Annotated in this window: 17 protein-coding genes; 11 read left to right on the top strand and 6 right to left on the bottom strand. The window is 59.1% G+C overall.

The genetic code is table 11. The annotated features are described in order from the left end of the window. Positions 1-109: 109 nt before the first annotated feature. Positions 110-1,090 (bottom strand): GDP-L-fucose synthase, encoded by a 981-nt coding sequence (gene fcl / locus K3J57_RS13575; RefSeq protein ID WP_259796321.1) that lies wholly within the window; start codon positions 1,088-1,090, stop codon positions 110-112. A gap of 337 nt (positions 1,091-1,427) precedes the next feature. Between fcl and K3J57_RS13580 the strand changes: the two genes are divergently transcribed. The 8 genes from K3J57_RS13580 (at position 1,428) to K3J57_RS13615 (ending at position 10,784) form a co-directional block, all read left to right on the top strand. Then, the gene (locus K3J57_RS13580; protein ID WP_259796324.1) at positions 1,428-2,711 is read left to right on the top strand and encodes a WcaI family glycosyltransferase; all 1,284 of its coding nucleotides are present in this window, start codon (positions 1,428-1,430) and stop codon (positions 2,709-2,711) included. Position 2,712: 1 nt separating this feature from the next. Beyond that, positions 2,713-3,831, top strand: coding sequence for a GDP-mannose 4,6-dehydratase (gene gmd / locus K3J57_RS13585; protein WP_259796327.1), 1,119 nt, complete (start codon positions 2,713-2,715; stop codon positions 3,829-3,831). A gap of 103 nt (positions 3,832-3,934) precedes the next feature. Then, positions 3,935-5,056 carry a glycosyltransferase family 4 protein gene (locus K3J57_RS13590; RefSeq protein WP_259796329.1) on the top strand — a complete coding sequence of 374 codons (1,122 nt, stop codon included), beginning with the start codon at positions 3,935-3,937 and terminating at the stop codon, positions 5,054-5,056. A 13-nt stretch (positions 5,057-5,069) separates the two neighbouring features. Beyond that, on the top strand, positions 5,070-6,407 hold the full coding sequence (locus tag K3J57_RS13595) for an O-antigen ligase family protein (RefSeq protein WP_259796332.1): 1,338 nt from the start codon (positions 5,070-5,072) through the stop codon (positions 6,405-6,407). Further along, complete coding sequence (locus K3J57_RS13600; protein WP_259792425.1) at positions 6,404-7,576, top strand: glycosyltransferase; 1,173 nt, start codon at positions 6,404-6,406, stop codon at positions 7,574-7,576. The genes K3J57_RS13595 and K3J57_RS13600 overlap by 4 nt, the downstream gene beginning before the upstream one ends. Further along, positions 7,573-8,847, top strand: a complete 1,275-nt coding sequence (locus K3J57_RS13605) for a hypothetical protein (protein WP_259796334.1) — start codon at positions 7,573-7,575, stop codon at positions 8,845-8,847. Before K3J57_RS13600 ends, K3J57_RS13605 begins: the two co-directional genes overlap by 4 nt. Before the next feature lie 21 nt (positions 8,848-8,868). Next, positions 8,869-9,603, top strand: coding sequence for a hypothetical protein (locus K3J57_RS13610; RefSeq protein WP_259796335.1), 735 nt, complete (start codon positions 8,869-8,871; stop codon positions 9,601-9,603). Next, entirely contained in the window at positions 9,600-10,784 is a 1,185-nt protein-coding gene (locus tag K3J57_RS13615; protein ID WP_259796336.1) for a glycosyltransferase, read from the top strand. The genes K3J57_RS13610 and K3J57_RS13615 overlap by 4 nt, the downstream gene beginning before the upstream one ends. Here K3J57_RS13615 and K3J57_RS13620 read toward each other — a convergent pair. The 4 genes from K3J57_RS13620 to K3J57_RS13635 all read right to left on the bottom strand — a co-directional run bounded on the left by K3J57_RS13620 (position 10,739) and on the right by K3J57_RS13635 (position 13,446). Beyond that, a complete protein-coding gene (locus tag K3J57_RS13620) occupies positions 10,739-11,506 on the bottom strand; it encodes a sulfotransferase family 2 domain-containing protein (protein WP_259796337.1) in 768 nt (255 codons plus the stop codon). The two genes, K3J57_RS13615 and K3J57_RS13620, sit on opposite strands and share 46 nt — an antisense overlap. Positions 11,507-11,653: 147 nt before the next feature. Continuing rightward, positions 11,654-12,196, bottom strand: a complete 543-nt coding sequence (locus K3J57_RS13625; protein ID WP_259776097.1) for an LbetaH domain-containing protein — start codon at positions 12,194-12,196, stop codon at positions 11,654-11,656. 221 nt (positions 12,197-12,417) lie between these two features. Beyond that, positions 12,418-13,140, bottom strand: coding sequence for a LamG-like jellyroll fold domain-containing protein (locus K3J57_RS13630; protein WP_259776098.1), 723 nt, complete (start codon positions 13,138-13,140; stop codon positions 12,418-12,420). 39 nt (positions 13,141-13,179) lie between these two features. Continuing rightward, positions 13,180-13,446, bottom strand: a complete 267-nt coding sequence (locus K3J57_RS13635) for a spike base protein, RCAP_Rcc01079 family (RefSeq protein ID WP_055192940.1) — start codon at positions 13,444-13,446, stop codon at positions 13,180-13,182. A gap of 249 nt (positions 13,447-13,695) precedes the next feature. Here K3J57_RS13635 and K3J57_RS13640 point away from each other — a divergent pair, with 249 nt between their 5' ends. The 3 genes from K3J57_RS13640 (at position 13,696) to K3J57_RS13650 (ending at position 17,342) form a co-directional block, all read left to right on the top strand. After that, positions 13,696-14,466, top strand: coding sequence for a metallophosphoesterase (locus K3J57_RS13640; protein ID WP_259796339.1), 771 nt, complete (start codon positions 13,696-13,698; stop codon positions 14,464-14,466). A 114-nt stretch (positions 14,467-14,580) separates the two neighbouring features. After that, positions 14,581-16,689, top strand: a complete 2,109-nt coding sequence (locus K3J57_RS13645; RefSeq protein ID WP_259796341.1) for a YjbH domain-containing protein — start codon at positions 14,581-14,583, stop codon at positions 16,687-16,689. Next, complete coding sequence (locus K3J57_RS13650; protein ID WP_259796343.1) at positions 16,686-17,342, top strand: YjbF family lipoprotein; 657 nt, start codon at positions 16,686-16,688, stop codon at positions 17,340-17,342. The genes K3J57_RS13645 and K3J57_RS13650 overlap by 4 nt, the downstream gene beginning before the upstream one ends. Before the next feature lie 24 nt (positions 17,343-17,366). Here K3J57_RS13650 and K3J57_RS13655 read toward each other — a convergent pair whose 3' ends face one another. Beyond that, complete coding sequence (locus K3J57_RS13655) at positions 17,367-18,533, bottom strand: nucleotide sugar dehydrogenase (RefSeq protein ID WP_259776102.1); 1,167 nt, start codon at positions 18,531-18,533, stop codon at positions 17,367-17,369. Positions 18,534-18,641 lie beyond the last annotated feature (108 nt).

Genomic DNA, 18,641 nt, shown 5'->3' on the forward strand with positions numbered 1-18,641 from the left:
GCGCTTCCACAAAACGTTGAAACAGGCGCGTGTTCAAAATCCCGTTCGAGCGCAGCGAGAGGCAGGGAATTTGAACTCCGCCAAATGTGGAAACGCTCCAAGGCCCCGGTTATTTTGATCGCAGCCCTGCGGGGGTCTGCGCCAGAAACCATTGATAGGTGGACATGATCCCGTCATTCAACGGGATGGACGCCTGCCAGCCCAACCGCGACAAGCGGCTGACATCCATCAGCTTTCGCGGCGTTCCATCAGGTTTGCTGGCATCAAAGACCAACGCGCCTTTGAACCCTGTCACCTCGGCCACCATTTCTGCCAGCGCCCGGATTGTCACATCCTTGCCGGTGCCAAGATTGATGTGGCTCAGCATCGGACCGGTTTCACGCTGATAGGCCTCTGTCGCCAGATCCATCACGAAAAGAGACGCGGACGCCATGTCATCCACATGCAAGAACTCACGTCTGGGGTGACCGGAGCCCCAGATGGTGACCTGATCCTCCCCGCGCACCACCGCCTCGTGAAAACGGCGGATCAGCGCCGGAAGCACATGGGCGTTTTCCGGGTGAAAATTGTCACCGGGTCCATAAAGGTTGGTCGGCATGACCGAGCGATAATCCACGCCATATTGCCGATTATAGCTTTCACACAGCTTGATCCCGGCAATTTTTGCAATGGCATAAGGTTCATTGGTCGGTTCCAGAACCCCGGTCAGCAACGCCTCTTCCCGCATTGGCTGTTCGGCCATACGAGGGTAGATACAGGATGATCCCAGCTGCAACAGCCTTTCCACCCCGGCCCGATAGGCTGCGTGGATCACGTTGCATTCAATCATCAGGTTTTCATAAATGAACTGCGCCGGATAGGTTTTGTTGGCCAAAATGCCGCCAACTTTTGCAGCCGCGAGGATCACCTCGTCCGGGCGCGCATCGTGCATGAAGCGTTCCACATCCGCCTGATTGGTCAGGTCAAGCTCGGCCGAGCAGCGCGTGATCAGCGTGATGTCCTCTCCTGCCGTCCGGCGGGCGTCCAGAGCCCGCAGGATCGCCCCTCCAACCATCCCGCGATGACCCGCCACATAGATCCGCCTGCTCATGCCAACTCTCCCACAGATTGCATCCAGTCTTACAGGACATCTCGGAAAGAAACACCACAAGAGAATGCGCACAAAGGGCAGATCACGGAAAATACTCTGCAAGAGAATGTATTTCCACAGTTTTCATAACGTCCGGTTGACAGATCGCCCCCATTTTCCAGCCCAGCGCCCCATTGTCATCAGACCAGCGCTGGTTTAGCCTCTCTACCAGTCCGGTATTAGTTTTTTCCGTTTTCGCCTAAAAAGAAAGCGAGCCTGCTTTGCTCTTCTCTTCTTCGGACCCTGATCCCCTGAAGGCAGCCTGCCGGGGCTGTGCGCCTGGAAAGGTCAGCTGCGCATGAAAATTCATATCCTGGGCCTCAATTACGATCCTGAGACCATCGGCACAGCGGTCTACACAACCGGGCTGGCGGAAAACCTTGTTTCGCGCGGGCATCAGGTGGCGGTGACCACCGCACATCCCTATTATCCGCAATGGAAACGTCGCGCCGGTTGGCCGCGCTGGTCTTATCACACCAAAACGCCCCGTGACGGTCTGCGCATCACCCACTGCCCTCTCTACGTGCCGGCCCGCCCTTCCGGCCTGGCCCGTATCCTGCATTATCTCAGTTTCGCACTCTCCTCGGCACCTCGCGTGGGATGGTCTGCGTTCAGGGATCGGCCCGATGTCATGTTTGTCGTGGCCCCATCGCTGGTCTCAGCCGTCACCGGCTGGGCAGTGGCCCGGCTGACCGGAGCCAAACTTTGGCTGCATATTCAGGATTTCGAGGTGGAAGCCGCCTTTGCCACCAACGTCTTTTCCCCCAACAGCCACCTTGGGCAGCTGGCCATGAGGTTTGAACGCTGGGTCCTGCGCCGGTTTGACCGGATCAGCACAATCTCTCAGCCGATGCTTCACAAGCTGCGTGAAAAGGGCGTGTCGGCGGCAAAAACATATGAGCTGCGCAACTGGGCCAATATTGCCCGCGTATCGGTGCTCGACGGGCCATCCCCGATGCGGGAGGCGCTGGGGATCAAGCACCGGTTTGTTGCGTATTATTCAGGCAACATTGCCGCGAAACAGGGGTTGGAGATCATTCCCGACGCCGCACGCCTGCTGCAAAATCGCCGGGATCTGCTCTTTGTGATCTGCGGCGAAGGGGCTTTTCTGAAAGAGCTGCAGCAACGCGCGGCCGATCTGGACAATATCCGCTTTCTGCCGCTGCAACCGCTTGAGCAGCTCAGCGATGCGCTGGGAATGGCCGACCTGCACCTGCTGCCCCAGATCGAAGCGGTGGAAGAGCTGGTGCTGCCGTCAAAACTGACCAACATGCTGGCCTCGGGACGTCCCGTTCTGGCCACCGCACAGCCAGACAGCGCCCTGGCGCAAGAGATCAAAGGGGCAGGCGAAGTCACCCCGCCGGGGGATGCGCCGGCCTTTGCAGAGGCGATCGAAACCCTGCTGGAGCGGCCTGACCTTCGGGCGCAGATGGGCAAAACCGCCCGCCAACACGCGCTGGATCGCTGGAACATGCAGGCCATTCTGGATGGGCTGGAAAACGCCCTGCAGGATCTGATCCAAACTCACTCGCACTCTTCCCAACACCCGGCCGACCACCCCAACACCCCCGAGACGAATTGACATGAAAAAGGCACTCATCACCGGGATCACCGGTCAGGACGGATCCTATCTTGCTGAATTCCTTTTGGAAAAAGGATATGAAGTGCATGGGATCAAGCGCCGCGCGTCGTCCTTCAACACCCAGCGCATTGACCACATTTACGAAGACCCACACAGCGACAGGGCGCGTCTGAAACTGCATTACGGGGATCTGACAGACACGTCGAACCTGACCCGGTTGCTGCGCGATATTGAACCGGACGAAGTTTACAATCTCGGGGCGCAATCTCATGTGGCCGTCTCATTCGAGGCCCCCGAATACACGGCGGATGTGGATGCGATGGGCACCCTGCGCCTGCTTGAAGCGATCCGTTTTCTGGGCATGGAGCAAAAGACCCGCTTTTACCAGGCCTCCACCTCCGAGCTTTATGGGCTGGTGCAGGAAACGCCACAGCGCGAGACCACACCGTTCCACCCGCGCTCGCCCTACGCGGTGGCCAAGATGTATGCCTACTGGATCACGGTGAATTACCGCGAAAGCTATGGGGTCTATGCCTGTAACGGCATCCTCTTCAACCACGAAAGCCCGCGGCGCGGCGAAACCTTCGTCACGCGCAAGATCACCCGCGGATTGTCGAATATCGCTATGGGGCTGGAGCCCTGCCTTTACATGGGCAATATCGACGCGCTGCGCGACTGGGGGCACAGCAGGGATTTTGTGCGGATGCAGTGGATGATGCTGCAACAGGAGATGGCCGAGGATTTCGTGATTGCCACCGGCGTGCAGCATTCGGTGCGTGACTTCATCCGCTGGAGCGCCCGCGAACTTGGGCTGGAACTGGCATTCTCGGGCACGGGGATGGATGAGATTGCCACCGTGGCCGCCATTACCAGCAACAAGGCCCCGGCCCTCAGGGTGGGGGATGTGATCCTGCGCATCGACCCGCGCTATTTCCGCCCTGCAGAAGTCGAGACCCTTTTGGGCGACCCGAGCAAGGCAAAAGCAAAACTGGGATGGGAGCCGAAAATCACCGCACAGGAAATGTGTGCCGAGATGGTCGAGGAGGATCTGAAAGCCGCGCGGCGCACCGCTTTGCTGAAAGAGCACGGGCTGGATCTTCCGGTCAGTCTGGAGGGGTAAGAGCGCACAATGATCCCGGATCCGGAAAATTCAGGCGTTACCCCCGGCGGCGTTGAATTGCCCCCACCCCTGTGCGCCATTTTACCACCGAAAGGGGGCCATCATGTCCGGGGATAAAACGCCGTCCCCACTTGCGCCGCCCAGGGTCGTCTTTCTTGGGCTGCAGAGTTTTGGGCGTGTTGGCGGCATTCAGCGGTTCAATCAGCGCCTGCTGCGCGCTCTGCTCAGCGCGGTGGGAAAAGACCGGCTGGAGGCGCATTTCATCCGGGACCTGCCGGCGGATATTCCCGATGACCTCCGCGAGGTTTCCACCGCTTTTGGCAATGGGAGGCTGGGTTATCTCTTTCGCTCCTTCACACGGGCGCTCTCCGCAGATGTGCTTATGATCGGGCACCTGAATCTGCTCTGGATCGGGGGGATGGTGAAAACCTTGCGGCCCCGGATCACCCTGATCCTGATGGCCCATGGGGTTGAGGTCTGGAACGATCCGGCCATTCGCCCGGCGCGCTGGTATGAACCGAGGCTGTTGCGCTGCCCCGACCGGATTGCCTGTGTAAGCGCCTATACGAAATCCGTGATGATGCGGGAATTTGGTCTGGACGACCGGCAGTTCACGATCTTTCCCAACACGGTGGATGCCAAGGTGGATGCACAGCACATCCCTGCAACCCCACCCTTCGCGCTGGCGGTGAGCCGCATGGATCCGCATGATCGGAGCAAACATCTGGATCAGATCATCCGCGCCATGGCCGAGCTGCCCTCATATCTGGACCACACCAGGCTGGTCCTTGTCGGTGACGGGCCTTTGAAACCTGACCTTCAGACCCTTGCGCAGACATTGGGCGTGGCAGATCGCATCACATTTGCGGGCCGGGTAAGCGACACAGAGCTGCAAAGGCTTTACCGCGACGCAACCCTATTTGTCCTGCCCTCGTCCAAGGAAGGGTTCGGCATTGTCTATCTGGAGGCCTGGAGCCATCTGCTGCCGGTGATCTGTTCCATCCACGGCGCCGCACCCGAGGTTGTGACCGATGGCGTGGATGGATTTGCCATCGACCCCCAAGACAGCCCCGCCCTTGCCCGGGCCATGCAACGCCTGTTCGAAGATCCCGCTCTGGCCGCAGATATGGGCCAGAAAGGCGCTGAAAAACTCCTGCAAAACTACACCACGGATAGGCTGCAAGCCAATGTCGCACAGCTGATTGCCCAACCGGAGCACGGGTGACTTGGCGCGGGTGATGAGTGACATATCGACAGAGTTTCGGCACGCATCCCCGCGGCCCGACCCGGCAAAACTGCGCTGGATGGGCAATCTTGTGATCCTGTTTTTCGCAGCCCTCCTTGTCGAAGGTATCTTGCGCAAATGGGTGCTGAGTTCCTATCACCGGCCGATCGCATTCCTCCGCGAGCCCCTGCTTTTCCTGATCTACTGGAGCTATCTGAAAGCGTTTATCCCCGATGGCCGCTGGATACGTCCGTTTCTGATCTATGCGTTCTTCATCACGGTTCTGGCCTTTGCACAGAATATGTATTGGCAATACCCGCTGATCGTGCCGCTTCTGGCCATTCGGTATTTCGTGCTCTACATCCCGCTTGCCTTTATCATGTGGCAGGTGCTGGACGAGGGTCAGATCCGTCGTATCCTCGTCTTTCTGCTCTGGGTCTCGGTGCCGGTTGCCGTCCTGGTCATGCTTCAGTTCCTGTCACCGGTTGCAAGCCCGATCAACAAGGGGATCACCGATGATATCGACAGCCGGTTTGTGGTGATCGAGGGAATCATCCGACCCTATGGACCGTTCACCTTTGTGCTGGGGCAGAACTACTTCGCGGCGATGATGACCGGCCTCAGCCTTGTGGCCCTTGATCAGCGCAAGAGATTTCGGATCGGCCCGATCACCCTGTTCCTCGGGGCGATGTCGGCGATCACGATGGGGGCACTCAGCGGGGGGCGCACCTATTTTGCCTATCTGCTCCTGATCGTGCTGGCCTATATCTTTGCCGGCCTCACCGCCCGGCGCGCAAGGGTGGCCTTGAAGCGGCTGGTGACCGTCACCCTGTTTGCCGCGATGTTTGTGACCATGTTTGTCGTGGTCTTTCCCCAGGCTTTCGCCTCGATGACCCAACGCCAGATCAACGCATCGGCCAATGAAGGCTCCCCCATCTTGCGGGCAACCTCGATGATCACGGATGGGTTTTACGCGCTGGACGAGGCCCCCCTTCTGGGCACCGGCATCGGGTCTGGCACCAATGCAGCCCGCGCCGCCGTCGGTGTCACACGCGGGTTCATCAATGGCGAAATGGAATGGCAGCGGTTCATTTTCGAGTTTGGCCCGCCGCTGGGCACGCTCATGCTGGCGCTCAGAACCTGGCTGGTCCTCTGGCTTTTCCACTACGCCCTGCGTGTCAATCGTCAAACCGGGGACGGGTCTGCGCTCATATTGTGGGGGTTTGTCGGGCCGATGCTGCTGACGGCGCAGATTTCAATGCAAAATCAGATGGTTTCAATCAACTGGGTGTCCGTCGGCCTGATGCTGGCATTGGCAAAGCAGGGCCTGACCGCACGAGGTGGCAGATGAAAGTCACCCTTTCAACCATCGGCCGGTTCCACATGTTTCCGCTGGCCCGAGAGCTTGAACGCCACGGGGTTCTGAACCGGATCTACAGCGGGTTTCCCTGGTCGAAACTGGCCCGCGAAGGGGTGTCAAAATCACGGGTGACGCGCTTTCCCTATGTGCGGCCCATTCTGATGGGAACGCGGGTTCTGCCCTTTCAGGTTCCTGCAGCGGTGCTGGACCGCCTGCACCAGCTTTCCGTGGTCACGCTGGATCACTACGTGGCCCGCACCCTGCCCGACAGCGATATTTTCGTGGGCCATGAAGGGGTCGGGCTGCTCAGCGGGGCCGCCGCCCAAAGGCGCGGTATGCTCTATATCTGCGACCGGGGCTGTGCGCATATGGCCTGGCGCGAAAGGTTGCTGAACGAGGAGAATGCCCGGTTTGGCCTGCCCGCCCGGCCGCGCCCCCGGACCTATGCGCGCGAGATCGAGGAATATCACCGGGCCGACCTGATCGTGGTGGCGTCTGAAATGGCAAAACGCTCGTTTCTGGCAGAAGGGATCGACGCGCAAAAGATCGCGATTGTGCCATATGGCGTGAATTTTGACCGGTTCCACCCGGTGGGCACGCCCAGCGCAGAGCGGTTTGAGGTCGTGTTTGTGGGCGGCCTGTCCCTGCGCAAGGGCGCGATGGATCTGGTTGCGGGTTTCGAAGCCGCCAATATTGCGAACAAGCGGCTGACGATCATCGGGCAGGTGGATCCGCAGGTCGAAGCCCTGCTGGGCGCACGCCTGTCTCACCCCACGATCAACCGCCTTGGCCACGTGCCGCATGACCAGCTCAAACATCACATGTCTCGCGCCCATGTCATGGTGATGCCAAGCATCGAGGACGGGTTTGGCATGGTGGTGGGGGAGGCGATGGCCTGTGGCTGTCCGGTGATTGTCTCAAACCATACAGGCGCGGCAGACATCGTGGCCGATGGTGAAAACGGTTATGTCGTGCCGATCCGCGCGCCTGAATTCATTGCCGAGAAGCTGGAAGAGCTGGCCACCGACCCCGACCGGCAGCGCGCAATGTCCAAGGCCGCCCTGCACTCGATCACCCGGCTGGGCGGGTGGGATGTCTATGGGCAGAGGATGATCGACCTCTATGCTCAGGCCCTGAACGCGCGGGGACGTTTTGCATGATGGCCCCCGCCCGCAAGATCCTGCACCACACTCCCCGCGCGCTGACATTCCTGACCGGAAGCGCCGGGGCACAGGGGATCGCAGCCCTGACAGGCCTGTTCCTGGCCCGCTGGCTATCCGTGCCCGATTATGCCCTGTTCACCGTGATGATCACCCTGATCAGCGCCATGAACATTCTGACCAAAGGCGGTGCGCATTATGGTTTTGCCGCCATTCTGGGGAAGGTCTGGCCGGATAGGGAGCGGACCGCACAGGCCGTGGTGGCCGTTTTGCAGATCCGGCGAAAACTGTCGCTCTGGACCCTGCCCCCGGTTCTGGTGGCGGCTGGCTGGCTCTTGCACAAAAACGGGGCTTCCTCCGGCGAAATCATCGGGCTTTGCACCCTGCTTTTCGTGATCTGGTGGGCGGATATGCAGACCCGGCTGGTGGATCAGGTGCTGTTTCACGCCCATCAGACAACACGCGTGCAGCTGCTTGATACCAGCCTTGCCGCCCTGCGCCTTGCCGGGGCGGGCCTTCTGTTCCTTCTCAATGGCCTGAGCGTCCTTCCCGCAATTTGCCTGAGCGCCGCCACCGCCCTTGCCCGCATCCCATTGATCCGAAAATGGGTGGCAAAGATTGCCCCGCTTCAGGGCGCGGCGGCCCAGCCTGAGGACATCTCAGCCCTGAAAACCAGTGTGAGACAGCAATTGCCAGTTGAGATCTACATGGTGCTTCAGGCGCAGATCATATTGGTTTTACTCACTATTTTCGGAACCGGGACCGAGGTCGCAAGTTTCGGCGCCCTAGGGCGTATCGGGCAGATCCTGGTGCCCGTCACGATGTTTACCACCGCTTTCCTGATCCCGATCTATACGCGGGCAACAGGCAATCTTGCCACGCTTCTTTTCGGGCTGACACTCCTGTCCGCCCTGCCCGGGCTGGGTTTCATTGTCCTGACCTATCTCTACCCCCATGCGGTTCTGTGGCTGATTGGGGAAAACTACGCGGGCCTGCAGACCGAGGTGATCTGGGCAGTCGGCGTGTCCGTGGCGATGCGGCTGGCGACCACCTATAGAAATCTGGTTGGCAGTCGTGGCTGGATCCGCTTCAACATCCTGCAGATCCCCCTGTTCATCCTTTGGGCGTCCGCAGCCCCCCTTCTGTTTGACCTGTCCACCCTGATCGGGGCGTTTCAGCTTCAGCTTGGGTTTGCCGTGATCATCACCATCGCCGCCAGCGTGGATTTCATTTTCGCCCGGCACACGCCCCCTTCTGCCAAACCAACGTGAGGTTCCACAGGTTTCCCCAACATGTCACTGCACCGTCTCCGCTATAAACTGATCATCTGGTCGACCCGTTCCCCCCGACTGTATTTTGCGCTGCGCCGGATGACGGGCCGGATGAATGCGCGGTGTGTCGGGCCGCAGACCGATATCGTGATCGAGGGATTTCCGCGCTCGGCCAACAGCGCCACCGCCCACGCTTTCATCGACCGGCAGGAACAGGGCAGCCGCGTCGCCCATCATCTGCATCATGTGGCGCAACTGCTTGAAGGGATCCGGCTGGGCATTCCCTGCGTGGTGCTGATCCGGGACCCGAAATCCGCCATCCTGTCGCTTCGCGCACTTAGGGTCGAGGCGCAAAACCGCGAGAAGGCTGGCCGCAATGGCGAAACCTTCGAAGACGCCCTGAAAGCCTGGCTGACCTTTTACGACACATTGCGACCTCAGCTTTCCCATGTGGTGATCGCCCCGTTTGAAGAGGTGACGCAATCGGTTGCCCCCCTCATCTCAGATGTGAACAGACGGTTCGGAACCCAGTTTGCAACCACCTTGCCCGCAGGCCGGTCCGAGCGCGTTCTGGGCTATCACGCAAAACCCACCCCGCTGCGCGACGACATCAAGCGAAAGCTGGCCGCGGAGCTGGAGCTGCTGATCAAAACCAATACCGGATTTCGCCGCGATCTTGCGCGCGCAACGCAGCTCTATCAAACCTATCTGGACGCATATGCCCAGCGCCCGGACAGTTTCGGGGCGCGCTCATGAAGGTTCTGCACCTCATCGCATCCGTAAACCCCAACCAGGGCGGGCCGCTGGCTTTTGCCCTCAACATGGCCCATGAACGGAAAACCCACGGGCACAGCTCTCTTTTCATCTCAACCGATCCACCCAACGCAGACTGGGTCACGGCGTTCCCATTTCCCATTGTGACGGCGCCAAACTCTCGCCGAGGGATCGAGCGGGCCGTGGCTGAACATTGCCCGTCCTGTGACGTCGCAATTGTGCATGGTCTTTGGAACTTTGCCAGTATCGGAGGATACAAACCCCTACGCCGCAACGCGGTGCCCTGGCTGCTGTACCCTCATGGGATGCTGGACCCCTATTTTCGACGTATAAAACCGGTCAAGCACCTGATCAAACAGGTCTATTGGCTTTTGTGGCAGGGGCGTATGCTGAGCGGTGCGACAAAGGTCCTGTTCACCTGCGAGGAGGAGCAGACCCTCGCGCAAAATGCCTTTTGGGGCCATCATGACTATTCCGGTATTGCCGTGCGGTATTGTGCAGCGGATCAGAAGATCACGCAGCCACGACCGGTGCAAATACCCGGCCTGCCCGGGCGCGACAGCTCTCGCCCCTACCTTCTCTTTCTCAGCCGCATTCACCCGAAAAAGGCCGTAGACACGCTCCTCACCGCCTTTGCGGAAATCGCCCACACCTTCCCCGACATTGACCTGATCATCGCAGGCCCGGACAAGAACAGCTATGCCGATCAGCTGAAGGCGCAGGCTGCATCCCTTGGTCTGGACGGGCAGGTTTTCTGGACCGGGCAGGTTGCCGGGATCGAAAAGCAGACCCTGTTTGCCGAGGCAACGGCCTTTGTCCTGCCCTCTCATCAGGAGAACTTTGGACAAGTGGTTGCCGAAGCCCTGTCAGCCGGCACCCCGGTTCTGATTTCCGACAAGGTCAATATTCATCGGGAGGTTTCAGAAAATGGTGTCGGTCTGGTCTGCGAGGACAGCCTGCAGGGCACCAAAGAGATGCTGACGCGTTTTCTTAGCCTGCCCGATCACGACCGTCAGGCCATGGCACAGGCCGCACGCCCCACCTATGAACGGCTGTTTTCCGTCAAAAGCGCCTATGCGGATCTGCAAGATCAGATTGACGAGGCGCTCGGCGCTGATCAGCCCTGTTGCGGCAGTGATGGAAACGGCTTCCAGCAGTCATAATGCGCAAGCCCCGCCCGACCGAGGTCGGATGCAACCTGCCGGGTGGCGGCATTGGGCCTGAGGTCCGGCTGCGTGAGCGCCCCGTTTTCCCCATACCCAAACGCCGCCATATCCCCTTGATACAACGCGACTATCTTTTCGATCTGCGAAGAAGAGAACGTGGGGGGCTGATAGTTTCCGGCATTCAGAACCGAAACCGAAACACGGATCCCGTGCGGGGCGAGATATGTCGCTGCCTCCTCTGCCAGATTTTCACAACGCACCACCGCATCCACGAGGTAATTGCCGTTCTCGTCAATCAATTGCGTTGAAATCGGGCGCCGGGGCCTTTCGGTGAGCCAATCGAGAAAATAATCAAAGGACTGGGCCGCACGCACCTCATGAAAACCCGCGGCATATTCCGCCGGGAAACTGTCGCGCAGGAGGTGCGTGTAGTAGGAATAAACCCAGCTTACCGGGTGGCGCACAACGGTCAGTTTCATGGCCTGCCGGAACGACGGTTCAGGCAGAACCTCTCGCGCGCCCATCAGGCTTAGATGACTGTGGTGGCGAAAATCGAACAGCCGGGGATGCATCGCTTCAAGCCCGATCCTGCGCAGCATACGCGCCGGAAAACTGCGGGGAAACGGATCGGCAAACGGCGCGAGAGCGGCGGAAAAACTGGTGCTCGCTGATTTCGGCAAGCGGCAATAAATCAGGTTCTTCTGATGCGAAACGATCATGCCCGGCCCAGGCTCCAGACGCACGGGCGCACCAGACAGGGGCACCAGGCGGGTTGGGTCTGCCGCCGGTCACCGCGTTGCGCCCTTATGGTCACGGCGCCTCTTTGATCCCTGACCACAAAAGGTGAGGTACCTTTCAGATCCAGCCTATGCGGACGCATCAAACACCCTGTCCCTGATCCGAACCGCGGGGTTGCCGGCATATACCCCCCAGGGGGACAGCTTTCCGCTGACAACAGCGCGTGCTGCAATCACGCACCCTTCCGGAACCGTTACGCCGGGCCCAATGAACGCCTCTGACGCGACCCAGACATGTGCACCGATTGTTATCGGACGCGTGACCAACGGACGTGTGGCCAGCGTGTAATCATGTGTTCCGCCACACAGATAGGCCCCCTGCGAGACAATGGCCCCCTCATCCAGAACTATTCTTTCCATGTTGTAACAGTTCACACCGCCCGCCATCACGGAAAAGGCGGCCATTTCCAGATTTGGCGGATACCAGATCCTGGCCCCTCCACGCACCATGGCGGTCGGATGGATCTTTGCCCCGAAAGCGCGCAGCAGGAAACGCCGCCACCCCGCCAGTTGTGGCGGGGTCCATGAGGCAAACAGCCTCCACACGATCATCCAGACAAGGCGCAACAGGCGGTGGCGCAACGGAAAACAGGGGGCATCCCGTCTGGCCATGACCTCTTCGGACAGGGGGAGGTCTGAAAGGGAATGGGGAGGGGGGGACATTGATCAGCCTTATACTTCCTGCCCTCCAAATTAGTCCCTGCTCCAAGCCCTGTCGAGACACTTACCCAGCTAATCCCGTCCCGATTTGGCGACAGATGCCCGCCCCACATCACGCAAGGATGCTGGGCGTCTCCAGTTATTGCCGTGATCCAGCAATAACTGGAAACGCTTTAAAGCGAGCGGCCTTGTTTAAGAGCAAACGCAGACACCAGCGCGTCACGTTCCCCTGCATTCAGAGACCGGTCATATACGGCGACACCATGGAGTTTGCCGCCGGTATGATTGCCACCTCGGAACGAAAACAGCCGCAGGTTAATTGCATCATTTGCCGTCCCGCTGGTGGCCGCTGAGACAAAAGGCGATCCATCAACGGACAGGGACACCTGATTGGCCAGCCATTGACCCAGCACAATCGCCGGTGCGGTTGCAACCGTCTCGGAAACAGAGATCGTGGTGCCAGCCCCCTGTCGGTCAAGGGCGCGGTAAGCCGTGTTTGCATCAACTGCGCCGGTATGCAGGCTCCAGTATCGGCTGCTGCTGGCATGCAGGGTGACAATGCCGCCATTGGCTGCCATCGCCTCAACCGCGGCCAGCATGGTAAAATCATAATCGGAAATCATCGGGGGGGCGGTCAGGAAGTCATCCGCCCCATCTGCCCATAACCAATGATGCGTCCCATCCGTCTGGTAAACCGGGCGGGAGGCACTGGCGGCCTGGGTCATGTGGTGGCCATTGCCGCTCTTGTCCAACATCACGGCAACCGGATCACCTGACTGGGTGACCGGGATCGTCATCGCGATGTCCTGAAACAAACTCGTTTGGTCGCTTGGATCATACCAGGCGACAAGCCCGGCGATCGAACTTGGGGAAAACGCAGAACGTTTCCGCCTCATCGCCAGGGATGCAATGCTGAAATCAAGCCCAAGCATATTTCACCCGACAATAAAGGCGTGAATGCCCGAAGCGGTCGTTCCGGTTGCGTTCACCCGACGTGTGCCAACCGGAAGAATGGTCTGATCCCCCAGCGTCACGGTCCGCACGGCACCAGACTGGGTCACGAAACTGACGGTGCCTCCGGTTTCAACCAGCAACGCAATGGCAACCGTATCAAGGTCCACACTGTCCGAAGGCACAACAGGCAGAAGATCGGTGGCGGGGCCATTCAAACCGGGGGAACGGCTCTTGAAAGGGTCTGACATGTGTATTTCCTTTTGTTCGGAGTTCATCCAACCACAACAAACTCGTCGCATTGACGATGTTGCGAGACAAAGGACCTATCAATGCGCCTTTACCAATTCTGAAACCGACCGTTCTGTTCCGCATCTGCAGGCAACAGGCAACATAATTCGGATTTCACAACCGGCACGAGAACGCCTATTGTATCTCAGCAGGCAGGTTGCACCTTGCGATACATGCCTGCCTTAGGAGCATCACTCAGGGGCATTCGGATGTTTGGAAACCTGTTCAGGAACCGCCGCTCCGCCGGGACCGCTGCTGAATTTTCAGGCGCCCCGCCGCAGCCTGAGACCCCCATTTCGGTGATTGGTGACATCCACGGGCAGATTTCCTGCCTCGAAAAAATGCTGACCTTTCTGGACCGGGAAAAGCCCACCACCCGCCGCATTTTTGTCGGTGACTATATTGATCGCGGCGACCATAGCGCCGATGTCCTGTCCTGCCTCAGAGAGCTGGAGCAACGGCGCCCTGACAGCATATTCCTTATGGGAAACCACGAGGAGATGATGCTTGATTTCCTGGATCATCCCGGAAAAGCCGGCAGCCGCTGGCTGCAATTTGGCGGGCTGCAAACCATGGCGAGCTTTGGGTTGTCCGGTCTTCGCCAAAGCACCGATGAGCGCACATTGCGTCACATGCAGCAGGCTTTGCGTGATGCTATGCCGGACGGGTTGGAGGACTGGCTTCGCGGATTGAGGCGCATGTGGCACGAAGGAAACATCGCCGTTGTTCACGCAGGCGCGGATCCCACACGCCCCATCTCTGCGCAATCCACCCGCGCCCTGACATGGGGGCACCCGGAATTTGGAAAAAGACCACGCCAGGATGGGATCTGGGTGGTTCGGGGCCATCGGGTTGTCACCACCCCCACCATTCAGGCCGGGGTAATCTCTGTCGACACCGGCGCCTTTGCAAACGGGAAACTCACATCCGCCACAATCCAAGATTGTAGGACGGAATTCTTTCAGGTTACAAATACCTGAACGCAAGCAAATCACATCATAGCCAAGACGCGGACAGATCTCGCACAATTGGGTCGGAATGTGTTTCACCATCTGCTGCGGCCTGAAATCCGCGCAGCAAACCGGGAAGAGGTCGTGAGCATAAATCGCGCCATAGTTGAAGCGGGTTTGATCCTGGTGGGGCTGTCCACAAGCGCCCTTGCCGAGGTGCCGGCAACGGTGCCCATTTCGACATTCGGCACGCCCGGACTGATCGACATGCCCACAGGCGAGATGCTCTCCGACGGGGCATTGATCAGCTCGATCTCACGGCATGATGGCAGCCAGCGCTACAACCTGACCTTTCAACTGACACCCCGACTCTACGGCACATTCCGATACGCCATCATCGACAATTTTGATGGCAATGGCAGCGCCCGCTACGACCGCAGCTTTGATGTCGGTTACCTGCTCACGGAAGAGAGCCTGAACTGGCCCTCGATTGTAATCGGATTGCGCGATTTTGGCGGCACCGGGGCCTATGCCTCCGAATTCATCGCGGGCACCAAACATTTTCTGGACCATCGGCTGGCTGTTACCGGTGGGATCGGGTGGGGGCGCCTCGGCAGTTATGGCGGGTTTCAAAATCCGCTTTCTGTTTTTTCAAACAGGTTCAAATCCCGCTCGGAAAACGCCCTTTCACATGGCCGAGACACCGGCCAGCTGGACTTTGACCAATGGTTCCGGGGCGATGCCGCACTTTTTGGCGGACTGTCTTACAAGATCACCCCAAACCTGACCCTGAAGGCAGAATATTCCTCGGATGCCTATGAGGTTGAAGGTGCAAATGCCGGGTTCGCACACCAAACCCCTTTCAATTTTGGACTGACCTACAGCTCTCGATATGCCAATCTGTCCGCCTATCTCCTGCACGGGTCTGAAATTGGCATTTCCGCAAGTTTCATCACCGACCCAAAGCGTGCCGCCATTCCCGGAGGGATCGAGGCGGCCCCGCCCGCAATCGTCCCGTCCGCATTTCGCCGGGCACAAGGTTGGGAGGGGCACAGCACAGATCAGGGGAAGGCCCGCCTGACACAGGCGCTTCGTGATCAGGGGTTGGTCCTGGAAGCGGTGTCCCTTTCAGGGTCCGAGGCCACATTGCGCCTGATCAACACCCGCTACCGCGCCGCATCACAGGCACTGGGGCGCGCGGCGCGCGTGGCTGCCAACACCCTGCCCTCTTCCATCACCACCTTTCACATCGAACTGGTGCGTCACGGCATGGCCCTGTCCCGCAGCAGCCTGAGGCGACAGGATCTGGAAGCGCTGGAATATGATCTCGACGGGGCGTGGAAGAGCTTTGCCCGCACCACCATTTCTGAGGCTGACAGCAAGGCCATCCCGCCCGTCACGGAAACCTATCCCCTGTTTGACTGGTCCCTCACCCCCTATCTGGAGCCGGAACTGTTTGACCCGGACAATCCCGTGCGCGCGGATCTGGGGCTGCAGGCCTTTGCCTCGTTCGAACCCGTGCGCGGGCTGGTCTTTTCCGGCGCCCTGCGACAGCGGGCCTTTGGCAACCTGAACACCAGCACAAGGCCCTCAAACTCGAAACTGCCCCATGTGCGCACCGACATCACCGAATATGCCAAGCAATCCGACCTGCAGATCAAGCATCTGACCGGCGAGTATTTTTTCCGTCCGGGGCCCGATCTGTATGGTCGGCTGAGCGCAGGGTATTTTGAAACCATGTATGGTGGTCTCTCTGGTGAGGTCTTGTGGAAACCCGTCGAAGGTCCGCTCGCCCTCGGGGCCGAGATCAACTATGCGCGGCAACGCAATTTCGATCAGCTGTTCGGGTTTCAGCGCCGTGACGTCGTGACCGGCCACGTTTCCGCCTATTATGATTTTGGCGGCGGCTATCTGGGGCAGCTGGATGCCGGGCGCTATCTGGCCGGGGACTGGGGTGCGACGGTTTCATTTGATCGCGAATTCAACAACGGGTTCAGGGTGGGGGCGTTTTTCACCCTGACCGATGTGCCGTTCGATACGTTTGGCGAAGGGTCGTTTGACAAGGGGATCCGCTTTGACATCCCGATCACCTGGCTGGTGGGCGCCCCCGCCCGCAGCGGGTTTTCGACAACCATAAGACCGGTTCAGCGCGACGGCGGCGCCCGGCTGGAGGTTCGAAATCGTCTGTATGATCTGATCCGCGACAGTCATGTGACGGAACTGGAAGATGGATGGGGAAGGTTCTGGAGATGAGATTGACCCATATTTCCCGCCTGCTCAGTTTGGCAATGCTGGTGCTGACGGCCTGCTCCTCGGATCCGCAGCAACAGGCCCTGATGGCCGGGATCTGGCAGCGCAACACATTGCCTGACCCCAATCCAGAGTTTGTCACCCTCGCCGAAACCGGTGCGCCCGCCTATGTCGTATCGGTTGAAAATCGCCCAGGCGCCTATGCGCAATTTCTGCGCCAGCAGGTAAATATCAGGGGCGAAGCGACCTGGATATCAGGGGACGGGGTGTCTTTGGGCATGAAAGAGGGGCTGGTGCTGGCCACGCGTGGTTTGGGAGGGGACCTGATGTCCGCCGACATTTCCCGCCTTCTACCCGCAATCCTGTCACGCCGGGACACCGTGACAGAGCTTTACCTGACCCATCTCAGCGCCAATGATGAAACCAGCTTCAGCACCTTTCGTTGCCGCCTGAGCAACCGGGGCGCGCGGTCGGTTGATCTGGGGCCCTATACGGCCCAGACCGACCTGATGGTTGCCGATTGCACAAACGGCGACACCACGCTGAAAAACCTGTATTGGCTGGACCGGCAGCGCGGCGGGATTGTTCAATCCCGACAGTGGATCAGCCCCCATATCGGCAGTCTGGCGCTGCGCGTCATACCGGGTGCGGGCTGACCCCGAAACACCCTCCGGGCAGGGTCAGTCGGCACCGAACAGGTCGCGGGTGAACACCTTGTCCTCAATATCGAAAATGTCATCCGTCATCCGGTTGGCAAGCACCACATCTGCCTCGCTTTTGAAGGCATCGAGATCCCGGATGACGCGGGAGCCGAAAAAGGTTTCCTCCTCCAGCACCGGTTCATAAACGATGACCTCAATCCCTTTGGCCTTGATCCGTTTCATGACGCCCTGGATCGAGGATTGGCGGAAATTGTCGCTGCCAGCTTTCATCACCAAACGATAGACCCCGACCACCTTGGGCTCTTTTTGCAGGATCTGCTCTGCCAGGAAATCCTTGCGGGTGCGGTTGGCGTCGACAATTGCGCGGATCAGGTTTTGCGGCACTTCGGAATAGTTCGCCAGAAGCTGTTTGGTATCTTTTGGCAGGCAGTAGCCCCCATAGCCAAAGGACGGGTTGTTGTAATGCCCGCCAATCCGGGGATCCAAGGACACCCCATCAATGATCTGGCGTGTGTCCATCCCCCCGGCGATGGCATAGCTGTCCAACTCGTTGAAATAGGCCACCCGCATGGCAAGATAGGTATTGGCAAACAGCTTGATCGCTTCAGCTTCGCGCGCATCCACGAACAGGACCGGCACATCTTTCTTCACCGCGCCCTGCAACAGCAGCTCAGCAAAACGCGCTGCCCGCTCTGACCGTTCCCCCACGATGATCCGCGAGGGGTGAAGGTTGTCATAAAGCGCGCGCCCCTCCCGCAGGAACTCGGGGGAAAAGATCACCTGATCCGTATTCAGTTCTTCCCGTATCCGTTCGACATAGCCCACGGGAATTGTCGACTTGATCACGATCGTCGCCCGCCGGTTCACCGCAATCACATCCCGCACGACAGCTTCGATTGAGCTGGTATCGAAATAATTGTCCTTGGGGTCGTAATTGGTTGGCGTGGCAATAATGACGAAATCCGCATCCCGATAGGCTTCGATGGGATCAACGGTCGCGCTGAGGTCTAAAGGTCTGTGCGCCAGGAACTCTTCCAGTTCCGCATCCACAATCGGGCATTGCCGCGCATTCAGCATGGCCACTCGCTCGGGTGAGATATCCACCGCCACCACTTCGCAATTCTGCGCCAACAGCACCGCGTTTGACAGCCCAACATAGCCAATACCCGCAACCGCAATCTTCATAATCTGGATCCTAAACCGTTCTAATGCGGCAGTAGCCCGCCACCAGCAGCCCCTAAAGCGTTTCGACTTTAACCAAAGACAGGGAGAAGTTGAAACACTGTCAGAGAT

The organism is Aliiroseovarius crassostreae, assembly GCF_025137635.1.
In the GTDB taxonomy this organism is placed as follows: Bacteria; Pseudomonadota; Alphaproteobacteria; order Rhodobacterales; family Rhodobacteraceae; genus Aliiroseovarius; species Aliiroseovarius crassostreae.